Annotated in this window: 9 protein-coding genes and 1 other annotated feature; of the genes, 1 reads left to right on the top strand and 8 read right to left on the bottom strand. The window is 44.6% G+C overall.

Going from position 1 to position 14,091, the window contains the following annotated elements:
- Nucleotides 1-15: 15 nt before the first annotated feature.
- From ACQRCC_RS05040 to ACQRCC_RS05075, 8 genes are all read right to left on the bottom strand, one after another.
- Nucleotides 16-153, bottom strand: a complete 138-nt coding sequence (locus ACQRCC_RS05040) for a hypothetical protein (protein ID WP_427849715.1) — start codon at nucleotides 151-153, stop codon at nucleotides 16-18.
- Nucleotides 140-1,492, bottom strand: coding sequence for a bifunctional folylpolyglutamate synthase/dihydrofolate synthase (locus ACQRCC_RS05045; protein ID WP_427849762.1), 1,353 nt, complete (start codon nucleotides 1,490-1,492; stop codon nucleotides 140-142). The genes ACQRCC_RS05040 and ACQRCC_RS05045 overlap by 14 nt, the downstream gene beginning before the upstream one ends.
- Nucleotides 1,492-3,708, bottom strand: coding sequence for an LTA synthase family protein (locus tag ACQRCC_RS05050; RefSeq protein ID WP_427849716.1), 2,217 nt, complete (start codon nucleotides 3,706-3,708; stop codon nucleotides 1,492-1,494). The genes ACQRCC_RS05045 and ACQRCC_RS05050 overlap by 1 nt, the downstream gene beginning before the upstream one ends.
- A 21-nt stretch (nucleotides 3,709-3,729) precedes the next feature.
- Complete coding sequence (locus ACQRCC_RS05055; RefSeq protein WP_427849717.1) at nucleotides 3,730-6,408, bottom strand: valine--tRNA ligase; 2,679 nt, start codon at nucleotides 6,406-6,408, stop codon at nucleotides 3,730-3,732.
- 93 nt (nucleotides 6,409-6,501) lie between these two features.
- Nucleotides 6,502-6,732: a binding site (T-box leader), on the bottom strand.
- Between the two features lie 116 nt (nucleotides 6,733-6,848).
- Nucleotides 6,849-7,793, bottom strand: coding sequence for an AEC family transporter (locus tag ACQRCC_RS05060; RefSeq protein ID WP_427849718.1), 945 nt, complete (start codon nucleotides 7,791-7,793; stop codon nucleotides 6,849-6,851).
- Between the two features lie 43 nt (nucleotides 7,794-7,836).
- Nucleotides 7,837-8,763, bottom strand: coding sequence for a DUF1848 domain-containing protein (locus tag ACQRCC_RS05065; protein ID WP_427849719.1), 927 nt, complete (start codon nucleotides 8,761-8,763; stop codon nucleotides 7,837-7,839).
- A 25-nt stretch (nucleotides 8,764-8,788) separates the two neighbouring features.
- Nucleotides 8,789-9,325 carry an HD domain-containing protein gene (locus ACQRCC_RS05070; protein ID WP_427849720.1) on the bottom strand — a complete coding sequence of 179 codons (537 nt, stop codon included), beginning with the start codon at nucleotides 9,323-9,325 and terminating at the stop codon, nucleotides 8,789-8,791.
- A 2-nt stretch (nucleotides 9,326-9,327) separates the two neighbouring features.
- Nucleotides 9,328-13,152 (bottom strand): efflux RND transporter permease subunit, encoded by a 3,825-nt coding sequence (locus tag ACQRCC_RS05075; protein WP_427849721.1) that lies wholly within the window; start codon nucleotides 13,150-13,152, stop codon nucleotides 9,328-9,330.
- A gap of 163 nt (nucleotides 13,153-13,315) precedes the next feature.
- Here ACQRCC_RS05075 and ymfI point away from each other — a divergent pair, with 163 nt between their 5' ends.
- Nucleotides 13,316-14,047 carry an elongation factor P 5-aminopentanone reductase gene (gene ymfI, locus ACQRCC_RS05080; protein WP_427849722.1) on the top strand — a complete coding sequence of 244 codons (732 nt, stop codon included), beginning with the start codon at nucleotides 13,316-13,318 and terminating at the stop codon, nucleotides 14,045-14,047.
- Nucleotides 14,048-14,091 lie beyond the last annotated feature (44 nt).

Genomic DNA, 14,091 nt, shown 5'->3' on the forward strand with positions numbered 1-14,091 from the left:
TCCCCGTAATCTTTCTTATTTGCTCGTCTGCTCTATTACTTCCCGCAGAATATCAGTCATATCGGTCAGATCTTCCTGATATACTGCACTTTCAATATCTTCCACTTCCAGACTGGGCTGGAATTTCTTAATTTCTTCCTCAAAGTTCAACATCTGACTTCCCTCCTGTCAGCCATTTTTTTACTGTTCCTACCAGATAAAGCGAACCAAGACAATAGACTCTTCCTTTTTCCGGTCTCATGCCGATGGCTTTACGGCACGCCTCTGTCACATCCGGAATAGAATATACCGGACGATCTGTATATTTCCTGAATACTCCCTCAAGTACATCTGCCGGAACTTTCCGGCTATCAGTAATCTCCGTAACAATATATGCTTTTGCCGGAAGGTTCTGACACAGACAGGCTATCATCTGCTCATACTCCTTATCCGCTACAGCTGAAAAAACCAGAATCAGCCGTTCACTCGCAGCCTCTTCAAAAGAAATATCTTCTGCACTTCCCGATGTGAATACAGCCTTCACGCTCTCCACGAAAGCTTCAATTGCCCCCGGATTATGAGCTCCATCCACAAATACTCCCGGGATTACTTCCTCCATTCTCCCTTCCCAGACTACCGATTCCAGTGCCTTCTGCCAGATATGATACTGCTCTTTCTCTGGATTACCTGCCAGATATTCCATAGCTGCAATCGCAATGGAAGCATTCATCATCTGATAAACACCACTGTTTTTCAGTCGCCAGGTAACATCTTCATCATACGCATTTACCCTGGAAAAAGCAATATGTTTATCCGTAATTTCCCGGATTTCAAACGCGTCATTCGCGATTTCTCTACAAGCAGCATGACATTTCGCCGCCTGTCGGCGAATTACTTCAAGCGCCTCCGGATTGCTGCCATCACAGATGACCGGCACATTCTCTTTAATGATTCCCGCTTTTTCACCTGCAATCTCAGCAATCGTGCTGCCAAGATACTGTGTATGGTCAAGACTGATAGATGTAATAATAGAAAGCACTGGATGTTCCACCGAATTCGTGGCATCCAGTCTTCCTCCAAGCCCAGTCTCCAATATCACATAATCCGGCATTTCCTCTGCAAATACAGTCATACCCATACCAAACAGAAATTCAAAATAAGAAGGATGGGAGATACCTTCCTCTGCCATCTCATCCACCACAGCCTTTACCTTCCGAAACACCTCCAGAAACTGCTCATCCGTAATCTGCCTGTTATTCAATCTGATTCTTTCATTCATGGACACCAGATGGGGAGAAGTAAAAAAACCTGTCCTTTTCCCCTCTGCCATAAGCATTGCCTGCATATAGGCACAGACGGAACCTTTTCCATTTGTCCCCGCAACGTGGATAATCCGAAGCCCCTGCTCCGGATTTCCAAGTCGTTTCAAAAATTCCCGGGTGTGCTCTTTTGGATGCTTCACCGCAAATTTGGGAATCTCTTCTATATAATTCACTGCTTCCCGATAAGTCATCATTCTTCTGTGCTTTCCTCTTTTGTTGATTCTACCCAGGATACCCCTTCCTTCGCACTTCCGGTACCCGGTACTTCTTCCAGCTTACCTTCTTTATAAAGATACTGGCAGGAACTTCTGAAAATCGTATTGCTGGACCCCACCTGGCTCACCACAATTACATCTCCTTCCTGAAGTTCTGTCTCCGGGAGCTCAATCCTGGTATTATTTAAAAATGAGCTCTTCTGCTTATCTCCATTTACATAAACCTTACTGTTCTTCGTAAAGTTTTGACCATACAAACTGTATCCTTCATTCAGATGCGGGACAATATCCTGAAGTGTTACATCCTTGACACCCATCTGCATGTGACCCTCTACAATCGGTTTCTCACCATGATATACGAACTGTTTTCCATAAAGAATATCATACTGAAGAAGTTCCAGATCTGCCAGATAGTCTTTAGTCTTACGTCGCTGCTGATGATAATTGAACACCGTGCCGGAGTGAATATCCAGCCGCTCAAATACATCTGCCATTATCTGATAAGCAGGAATATTACGATCCTCTTTTTCAAGACCAATGTTATCCCAGATTACATAATTCGTATTATAGAGATAGCGGCTTTTTAAATCTCTTGCCTCCAGTCCCATAGTCGGAAGATGATCTCCATAAAATACAACGACAGAAGGTTCTCCTCTTTTTTCGATAGCTTTTACTAATTTACCGGCGAACGCATCCATCTCATAAACCTGATTCACATAGTATTCCCACTTATTTTTCAGCGCTTCATCCTCAATGCCTTCCACCTTAATCTTAGGATTTTCAATCAACTGAGTCTCCGGATAATCTCCATGTCCCTGGACACTGATACCAAATACAAAATCCTGCTGATCCGTGGTATCCATCGCCTCAAGAATGTGCTGTACCAGAATATCATCCTTTGCCCATCCATTTTCTGTAGTCTGCAGAATATTCATGAATTCCTTACTGGTATAGCTGTCAAACCCAATATTATTAAATACCTTTGCACGGCTGTAGAAATTACCCCCATTATTATGAAGAGCATGCGTACCATATCCGAGGCTTGCAAGTGCTGTAGCCGCACTCTCCGCCGTCGTTTCCTTCAGCACCGTCTTATATGGATACTCACCAGGACCAAAATATCTGAGATTCATTCCCGTCAGTACCTCAAACTCCGTGTTCGCTGTACCTGCTCCCACAGACGGAACCTTGAAATAACCACTGGAATAATTCTTATACATCTCGTGAAGATTCGGGCTGGCATCCTCAGAAGTCGTAAAAAATTCGGCTTCATCTACATCAAAATAAGACTCCAGCTGAATAAAGATAATATTCGGCTTCTCCCCGTCCTCCAGACTTGTCTCACTTTTTCTGATATCATCATTATTACTGATTTCTTTCATGGTTTCCTCACTGTATCCATTGGGTTCATTGATACCCGTATTGAATACACTGGCCATGAAACAGTACGGAAGACCGTAGTCCTGATATGCAAAAGCAATATTTCCAAAATAATTGGAAATGACACGTTTATCCAGTGCCAGATCCGTAAGGAACATGTATGCCCCAAAGCATACGACAACGCCTCCCAGCGCCAGTAACCGGTGCATCTTTCCTTCAAATTGTCCGCCGCGTCGCCACATGGATATGACCCATACAACAACAGACACGATTCCAACCGACAGTACGATCAGTTCGAATCCATTAAAATAATTGTTGATCAGAGAAACCGCATCCGTAGCGACCTTCAGATCCTGTGCATTAAACGGTGTAACACGCTTTAAAAGCATATATCCGTTGCATACACCCAGTACCAGCCACAGTACGCTGATGATAATCCTTGCAAATACTCTTCGCCGGAACAGATATACGACCATAAAGGTCATAAAAATCATAAAAGAATTATAGAGAAACACCAGAGGTGTCTCTGTCATATAATCCCAGGCCTGGAAGAGGGAATGCCTGGATATTCCCTCGATTACCAGGTTAATCAAACATGCAAGCAGTGCATGGAACACCAGTGAAAATCGATTCATAAATACATACACCGGTTTCATCTTCTTCGCAAATGCGCTGTTTCGCCGTTCATTGATAATTCTTTCCCGGCGAACCTTCTTGGCATGCCACCAGGCCTTCACATCTTCCTTTTTCAAATGTCTTATCTTTTGCAACGAGCCTTTTATATCCGGCTTTTTGAACTGAATTTTCTTCATAGTATCCCCTTGTTTTCTGATCTACAGTTTTGCTTTCATGCTTTCCAGTCTTTCTGTGACCTGAGCCAGCATCTGCTGATACTTCTCAAGTTTATCCCGTTCTTCCTGTACCTTTGCCTCCGGCGCCTTGCTGACAAATTTCTCATTATTCAGCATACCATTGGAACGGGCAATCTCTTTCTGCAGTCTGGTTTCTTCCTTGGTCAGACGTTCCACTTCCTGTTCAAAATCAATCAGTTCTTCTAACGGAACATAAACCGTAGCATCCGGTACTACAACAGACACTGCATCATCCGCAATTCCATCTCTGCTGTTCTGAACAATAAAGTCACTTGCTGCGGCCATCATCTTTGCAGGTTCTTTCAGAAGTGCCAGACCTTCTCCCAGTCTTTCCTCTTCACACACTACATAAATCTTAGCCTTTCTGGAATTCGGAACATTCATCTCAGAACGTACATTACGAACTCCTTTCACGATTGCTTTAAAATGCTCTGTGATGTCCACGGCCTCAGAGAAATTCCATTTTGATGATGGAGCTTCCAGTGCCGGACTATATTCCGGCCAGCTGGAAATCATCAGAGATTCCTCCTCCGGAACCAGATTACTGTAAATTTCTTCCGTTACAAACGGCATAAACGGATGCAGAAGCTTCAATGCAGATTTCAGAACTTCTTTCAGTGTCCACATTGCAGCATTTGCTCCGACTGTATCTTCATCCGCATGATAAATACGATATTTCGCAATTTCAATATACCAGTCACAGAATTCATCCCAGATAAAGTCGTATACTTTCTGAAGCGCAATTCCAAGCTCGAATTTATCCATGTTTTCAGTAACATCTTTTATCAGAGAATTACATTTGGATAAAATCCAGCGGTCTGCCGGACGAAGTTCAGTTGCAGATGGCTGTGTAATATCCTTACCATCTATATTCATCATAATGAAACGAGATGCGTTCCATACCTTATTTGCAAAGTTACGGCTTGCTTCTACTCTTTCATTATAGAAACGCATATCATTACCCGGTGCATTTCCGGTTACCAGCGTCATACGCAGAGCATCTGCTCCGTACTGGTCAATAATCTCCAATGGATCAATACCATTTCCAAGAGATTTACTCATCTTACGCCCCTGTGAGTCACGAACCAATCCGTGAATGAATACGGTGTGGAACGGAGATTTTCCGGTATGTGCGTATCCGGAGAATACCATACGGATTACCCAGAAGAAGATAATGTCGTATCCGGTTACCAGCACATCTGTCGGATAGAAATAATCCATTTCTTCTGTCTGTTCCGGCCAGCCCAATGTGGAGAATGGCCACAGTGCAGAAGAGAACCATGTATCCAGGGTATCCTCATCCTGAGTAAAATGAGTACATCCGCACTTCGGGCATTTCTCAGGCATTCCTCTTCCTACTACAAGCTCGCCGCACTCATCACAGTAATATGCCGGGATTCTGTGTCCCCACCAGATCTGTCTGGAAATACACCAGTCACGGATATTCTCCAGCCAGTGCAGATAAATCTTGTCAAATCGTTCCGGAACAAAACGGAGTTCTCCTGTCTTAATGGCATTGATTGCCGGTTTTGCCAGCTCTTCCATCTTTACGAACCACTGCTGCTTAATAAGTGGTTCTACCGTCGTGTGACAGCGGTCGTGAGTTCCAACATTATGAGAATGCGGTACTACCTTTACCAGATATCCCTGTTCCTCCAGGTCTTTTACCATCGCCTTTCTCGCCTCATAGCGATCCATTCCTGCATACTTGCCGCCATACTGCTCATTGATGGTAGCATCATCATTCATAATATTGATTTCCGGCAGATTGTGACGCTTTCCAACCTCAAAGTCATTCGGGTCATGTGCCGGAGTAATCTTAACTGCACCTGTTCCGAATTCTTTATCTACATAATAATCTGCCACGATTGGAATCTCTCTGTCAGTCAGCGGAAGCAGACACTTCTTTCCTACGATATCTTTGTATCGCTCGTCATCAGGATGTACGGCAATCGCGGTATCTCCCAGCATGGTTTCCGGACGGGTAGTCGCAATCTCCAGATAATCATCCGTTCCAATGATCGGATACTTGATATGCCAGAAATGACCTTCCTGTTCTTCATGCTCTACCTCTGCATCAGAGAGGGAAGTCTTACATACCGGACACCAGTTGATGATTCTGGATCCTTTGTAAATATATCCTTCTTCATATAACTTGATAAATACTTCTTCTACTGCTTTGGAACATCCTTCATCCATAGTAAAACGTTCTCTGTCCCAGTCACAGGAAGTACCAAGCTTCTTAAGCTGGGAAGTAATGGTTCCGCCATACTCTTCCTTCCACTGCCATGTACGTTCCAGGAACTTCTCACGTCCCATCTCTTTCTTATCAATACCTTCTTCTTTCAGCTGGTTGGTAACCTTAACCTCAGTAGAGATTGCTGCGTGGTCCGTTCCCGGAACCCACAGTGCATTATACCCCTGCATTCTTTTATAACGGATCAGGATATCCTGCAGGGTATTATCCAGGGCATGTCCCATGTGAAGCTTACCGGTAATATTCGGCGGCGGCATCACAATTGTAAATGGTTTTCTGCTGCGGTCAACTTCTGCGTGAAAATACTTTTTTTCACACCATTTTTCATAAAGCTTTGGTTCAATCTCTTTTGGATTGTAAGTTGTCTCCATCTTCTGACTCATAATTTCCTCCTCATTGCCTGTTGGTTTTTCACACTTTTAATAAAGGACTTCCATTTCCTGCTAATTCAAGATAAAAAAAACGCCCTTTAAAAACTAAAGGGCGACAAATACCGCGGTACCACCTTTATTTATATATAGAAATAACTCTTCTACATATCTCATCTTATTCTATAACGGGAACGACTCCGGGAAAACTTACTCATCATTCAGCCTTCCAGCTCCAAAGCTACCTTCCGCACCGATACTCCCGGACCGTCTTTCAGCCAATGAACCGTCCTCTCTGCTGGATCAGCAATGCGTACTCCTCTTCTTCCTGGCCATTATCGGACTGCTTATATACGCAAAGAATAGAAGCAGTCTTAAACTAATGATTATAATATCCACCGCCATCCCATTTGTCAAGAAGTTTACAGTTTTTTCAGAAAGTCTTAAGGAACTTTCTATATTAACCCAAAACAGCGCAGGATGTACAGCCACCCGGTCAAAGTAAATGCACTGAACATCGTCGTCAGCATCACCACGCTGGAAGACAGGACTCCTTCATGATCCATATTCTTTGCCATAACAAAACAGCTTACTGTGGTGGCTGAGCCAAGCATTACCAGAATTGCCACCAGTTTCTCCTGACGAAATCCAAGACTCACCGCAATCGGTAAGAATAAAGCAGCAAATCCTACCAGCTTTATAATTGCAGCTGTAACTGCCGGTGCCGCTTTATCAAATGCCTTTTTTATATCAAAGGTTGCTCCCATGGCCATCAATCCCATCGGGGTTGCCATACCACCAATACTGCTGACTGTTTTTCCAATTATTCGAGGCATGGGTATCCGAAGAGCCGACCAGATCAGTCCGGCAGCAATACCAATAATAATCGGATTGGTCACAATGCCGCGAAGCGTCTTCTTCAGAACGCTCCTGTCAATTCCCTGCTGCCCCGGTTTAAAGAGTGAGAGCACCAGAACAGCCATAATATTATAAAGAGGAACACTTCCGATAATCATCATCGGAGCCATGCCCGCCGATCCATAAATATTCTGGATAAATGCAATTCCCAGAAGAGCGGCACTACTGCGATAAGAGGCCTGAATGAATTCCCCCTGAATGGACTTGTCCTTCCAGACAAATGATACCGCCGCTGCAACAGCAATACTTACTACAGTTGCACCGAAACAGAACAATACAAATTTAATATCCCATACTTCTGAAAAATCCACAGTAGCAAGATCGGAAAATACCAGCACCGGCAAAGGAACCAGAAATACAAATTTATTCATTTTTGAGGCAAATACCTCATCTATCCATCCTATTTTCCGGAAAAACAGTCCCAGTATCATCATCAGAAATACCGGGACTGTTGCATTTAAACTAAATATCAGATTCTCCATAATTTTTTAACTGCTCCTTTATCATCCTGTCGTTTTAAGCCTGTTACATGAAATCAAATAATGATAGCTGGTTATCCTTTGCAAGATAAGTTTTTCGTTCCGTCACTATTTCATCCCCCTGAAGGTTTCCGATTAAAATCGGAGACTGCGGATCGTGAAGATCGTGCTTTTTCCTTGCTCCCTCCAGGCTTCCGGTCGCATAACAATAACGACATCCGTGAATGCATGTATCATACATGCCAATGTCCACACTTTCGTAACATCCACACTCTCTTCTCTGACCACTGTCTTTCTTCACATCCAGTTTATATCCTACCAGTCTTTCTATTTTTCCCTTATCAATGCAGGCAGCATGACCGACTCCATATTTCTCAAGATTAATCTTCTCAGCACAGGTATAGAGGGGCAGTCCATATTTCGCAGCTATCTTCGCAAGTCCTGAAGCTGCCGCCTCCATTTCTTCCGGTTCCGGTTCGAGAAATCTGCTTCCTTTATACGGATCCACAAAACTGAAAATACATCTCGTCGTATACCGGTGCAGCCATTCACACATCATATCGAATTGTTCCAGATGATATGAAAGAGGGTATTTTTCATTCAAAATAATTGGATCAAAACGAAAATCCATCCGCTCTTTTCCCAGACGCTCACTCAGCAAAATAAATGTAGCAATCGATTCCTCCGTAGATGGAAGATTCGGTTCCATCTCCTTCCCATAACCAGTAATCGTCATTTCAAAATAATACGGATACTCCAGCATATCAATCATCCGAAGATAAGGAATCATAGGCTCCGGATTTTTGCTCCAGAACACAAAACAGTCCACCACATCCCGCGAAAGACTGATGCGGCTCACCTTTTTTCTATTATAGGGGTTGGGAACCAGAACTTCTCCTGCCAGCAGCCGGTTCACAAACCACTGCGGATACAGTGCCGGAATATCGGTCCTTCTGCTCACGCTCACAATCATATTTTCTTCTCCCCTGTTTTCCGGGTTAACCAAAATTCTTTTTCACCAGGCTACAGTACTCCTCAAATGCCGGAATCCCTGCAAAATCCTTCACCAAAGCATCTCTGACACCTTTATAATACCAGCCGATAGTATCTTTATCCTTCATTCGGAAACGGTTCCACAGTTCTTCTCCAACTACCGGATAATCCCTGTTAATATCCCGCATATTGGAAAGCTTGTCCGCAAGTCCAATCATCTGAATCTCCCGGTCCGCATCCTTCAGACGCCGGATAGTGGCACCTTTTCGTTCTATCCATGTCAGGGATTTATCCTCACTTTCCTGAGCAACCATACAGGCAACCCGGGGAGTAAATTCCTCAGCAAGCATCTCTCTTGTAATTCCCCGGCAATCCTCAATCGTATCGTGCAGAATTGCCGCACTGATAACTTCTTCATCCCTGGTCATGGAGGCCACGATGTCCCCCACTTCAATCGGATGAACAATATAAGGTCTCTTCGTTCCCTTTCTGAACTGTCCTTCATGTGCTTTGGAAGCAAATTCTATTGCCCGGTCAACCATACTTAGTCCTCCTCTATTTCCTCTCTGAGTTTCGCCCTTTCCCGTTTGTGAAACAGATCAAAAATACAAGGTACTACAAACAGGGTCAGCAATGTTCCGTATAATAGTCCGCCAATCGTTACAATTGCCATTGGCTGAACCATATCTGCACCCATTCCCACTCCGATTGCCATGGTGGACAATCCGAGAATCGTGGTTAGAGCAGTCATAATAATCGGTCGGAGTCTGATCTTTCCAGCCTCCACAAGTGCCTCTTTCTGTGACTTTCCATTTCGAATCAGCTGATTCGTATAATCTACAAACACGATACCGTTATTAACAATAATACCGGACAACATTACAAATCCGATCATTGCAATGACACTGACCGCAGAACCGGTCAGCCAGAGTCCCAGAAGACCACCGGTAAATGCAAGCGGTACCGTAAACATGACGATGAACGGAGACCTCAGTGACTGGAACTGTGCCACCATGATCAGATACATAAATACAACGGCAAGCCCCAGCATCTTCAGAAGCTCAATCATAGCCTCATTAATTGTCTCATCTTCACCCGTCATTTCTATTTCATATCCTTCCGGTGCCTCATAAGATTTCAGAGCTTTCTTCACACGGTTACTTACAAGCCCGATATTATCTCCCTCTTTAATTTCCGCTGTCACAGCCATATACCGGCTCTGCTCTTTTCTGTTAATAGTCGGAAGACCTGAAGCATCCTCAAAGGAGGCAATATCTGCAAGCTTCACAGTTTCCCTGGTTCCGTCCTGCTTCGTCACGTCAAGGGTCATATTCCGCACATCCTCACGGCTCATCTGATCGGCCGTATCATCTTTTACCATGACATCATATTCGGCTGTATCGGTAGAAAGAGTTGTAGCCGTAACTGCATCCGACAGCTTACCGGCAATTTCCTGATATACCTGGGCCACTGTAAGTCCATGTGCCATCGCTTTATTCTTATCCACGACAACTCTGAGTTCTGCCTGATTGTCCTCCGTTCCATCCAGAACATTCTGTGTTCCTTCTGTCTTCTCTACAATTTCTTTAACGTCTTTGGCAATCTCCTGCAGTTTATCCAGATCCTTTCCTTTAATCTGAACTACGATTCCGGAGCTTCCCAGCACACTCATGTCCATGGAGGAAGTATTCACTGTTATTTCCCCATCCAGATCTTTTGTAACCTTCTCAATCTCTTTTTTCAGCTGCTTATTATTAAGTTTTGGCTTATCCTTCGTAATCGCGTAAAATTCTGCCCGATCCGTGTCTGAAGAAGAACTTCCCATCATACTGCTGCTTCCAACCATTCCACCAATATCCTGGATATCCGATATTTTCCCTACTCTATCCATCAATTCATCTGCAACAGCCGCAGTCTCCGCCATGGTACTTCCCTTCTCCATTTCAAGAGTAATACTGACTTCTGTACTCTCCATCTGGGGCATGAATTCTGTTCCCCTTGACAATGCCAGCACACCACTCAGAATCAGAAGCCCCAAAGCTCCCGCGAGAACCGGTATTTTCCACCTCAGCGCTTTCTCCAGCAGTCTGCCGTATGTTTCCTTAACCCGGATAAATACTCCGGATTCCTTTGCCTGGTTTTTCTTCAGTATTCCCGCTGACATCATCGGCACCACCGTAAGTGCTACCAGAAGACTGGCGAGCAGAGAATACGCAATTGTCAGTCCCATATCTACAAAAAGCTGTCTGGTAATACCCTGTGTAAATACAATCGGTACAAATACGCAGATTGTCGTAAGAGTAGAAGCTGCAATGGCGCCGGATACCTGCTTTGCACCCTCAATCGCCGCCGTTTTTGCCGATGCACCTTCCTCTTCCCGCATTCGATAAATATTTTCTATCACAACAATGGAGTTATCCACCAACATTCCCACACCCAGCGCCAGACCGGACAGGGAAATAATATTTAACGTAACTCCGGAGAAATACATCGCCACTAACGCCGTCAGAATACTGATTGGAATAGAGCATGCGATTACCATTGTCGGTCTTACACTTTTCAGGAATACCAGCAGAATTACGATAGCCAGAACCGCTCCGTACAACAGGTTCTTAAGAACCGAATTCACTACCAGATCTATATATACCCCCTGATCCATCAAGGTAACCGTCTTAATGTTCAGCTGCTCATCCTGTTCCAGAGTATCGAGCTTCTCCAGCACCCGGTCACTGACATCACCGGTAGAATAACCTGTCTGCTTCTGAATCACCAGCATTACCCCATGATCACCATTAATTCTGGCATAGGTCTCATCTGAATTATTCACCAGTTCTATATTTGCCACATCAGAGAGCTTCACCGGATCCATGCCTTCCATTTCTACCAGAACCAGATCCTTCATCTCGTCAATATTTTTGAATTTTTCACCAATACGGATCAGATAGTCTGCCCGATCCTCTTTTACATATCCGGCAGGCATATTGAAATTTTCCGCTGCCAGAATGGTTTTCACCATATCCACATTCAGAATTCCCGTCATATCTGCATTTTCGTATGCCTCTTCCTTTGCCGAATCCAGCTGGGATTCCTGTTGCGTAATCGCTGCCTCACCCACTGCAAGCTGAGCTGCCCCCTGGCTGATTCCTACCGCTGCCTGAATCTGAGCAGAACTCAGTTGTCCCCGGGCCTGCGCCAGTGTCATTGCCCCGGCATTCACCTGCTCCTGTACACTTTGAAGCTGACTTCTTCCAGCTGCAAGCTGACTCTTCTGTCCCAGAAGTTCTGCCTCCTGAGCAGATATTTTTGACATGCTCTCCTCCAGCTGAGGCTTCAACGTATCATACGTCTGAATAAGCGCAAGCTGTTTTGCATATTCCTCAAACTGTGCCTGCTCTTCTTCTGTCAAAGTTTCCCCGGCCAATTGTTTCTGGAGAAGTGCATCGTAAGCCGCCTGAATCTCAGTTTCGGCTGCCTTCGCATTCTCCAATTGGGTAAGCTGTGCGCTAAGTGCTGCCTTAGAACTCTGTACCAACGCAAGGCTCTGTGCCAGCTGAGCCTCTCCCATATTCAGCTCCGCCATTTTCTCCGTAATCTCAAGCTGAGCCTGTTTCAGCTCTTCCGCCTTCATGGAAATCTGTGCTTCCGCCTGTCCCATCTGCTCAGATGCCTGATTCTTGCCGGACTCCAGAGCAGCTTTTCCACTTTCCACCTTCGCTTTTGCATCCGCAAGGGCTGCACTTGCCTCCTCAAACTGTCGGTTTAACTTCGCAGTTACTTCCTCATTGAGATTCTCGATTTTTTTCTCATTTATAGTTACTTCTACCGTTTCTTCTATACTTCCAACCGAACTGACAGATGCGACACCTTCCACACTTTCTATCTCGGGCAGAATCTGTTCTTCAATAACCTGACTGGTTTTGACCGCATCTTCCCCCTCGGCACTGACTGCAGCAATCAGAACCGGCATCATACTTGGATTTAATTTCATAATAATTGGATTTGCCACGCCTTCCGGCCAGTAGCCTTTGATCTGATCCAGATTCTCCCGCATCTCTATCGTCACAGAATCCATATTGGAAGTCTGGTCAAATTCCAGAATCACAGTGGAAAAATTCTCACTGGATGAAGATTGTATCGTCTTGATATTACTCACTGTCGCCATTACCTGCTCTACCGGTTTTGTAACAGTCATCTCTACCTCCTCCGGACTTGCTCCCGGATAACTGGTCATAACCATGGCATAAGGCAAGTTCATATTAGGAAGAAGATCCACCGTCATATTCGTAAATGTCACAATCCCCAGAATAATAATCAAAACCACTCCCACCACTACGGTGTAAGGTTTTTTTACACTATATTTTGAAAACATGTATTTTCCTCTTTTCCGATACGATTAATCCAACTAAATCATACCACTTGGGTATTTAAATATCAATGATTCCAGTGTATAATAATCTGAACAAATCTGAAAGTTTATAAAATTTTTACATTCAATTTTAATAATCTCTTTCAGTTTTATGGAGGAATTCTTTATGAAAAAAAAATATATACTTGTAACCGGTGCATCCCGGGGAATCGGGCGCAGCATTGCTCTCCTCTTTGCATCACAGGGATACCACGTATTTATAAACTGCTCCCGTTCTATGGATGCCCTGATGGAGACAGCCCGGGAAATCCAGAAAACAGGAGGTTTTTGCACACCCATTCCCGCTGATATCGGAAAGCCCGATGAAGTGCGCTCCCTGTTCCGACAGATTTATACAATCACTCCTCAACTGGATGTACTGGTCAATAACGCAGGAATCGCCCACATCGGTCTCTTATCCGATATGAGCGATGAAGAATGGGATCGCATTATCAACACCAATTTATCATCCGTATTTTACTGCTGCCGCGAGGCAATCCCGCCCATGGTACACGAAAAATCCGGTCGGATCATCAACATTTCCTCCATGTGGGGAACAACAGGTGCTTCCTGCGAAGCCGCCTACTCCGCTTCGAAATCAGGGATTCACGGCCTGACCCGGGCTCTTGCCAAAGAACTTGCCCCCAGCAACATTCAGGTCAACGCCATCGCCTGCGGCGCCATCGACACATCCATGAACAGCCAGTTAACCGAAGAGGAACGGAAGACCCTGGAATACGAAATTCCCGCCGGACGCTTCGGTACTCCGGAAGAAGTAGCGGCACTTGTTTGGGATATGGCACACGGTCCGGCATATATGACCGGACAGGTGATTGGAATAGACGGAGGATACCTGTAACAGAGGTACTTCCAATAAATGGTTAGTCAAAACAGGGGAGGACA

Origin of the sequence: Sporofaciens sp. SGI.106 (genome assembly GCF_050314255.1) — a bacterium.
GTDB lineage: Bacteria > Bacillota > Clostridia > Lachnospirales > Lachnospiraceae > Claveliimonas.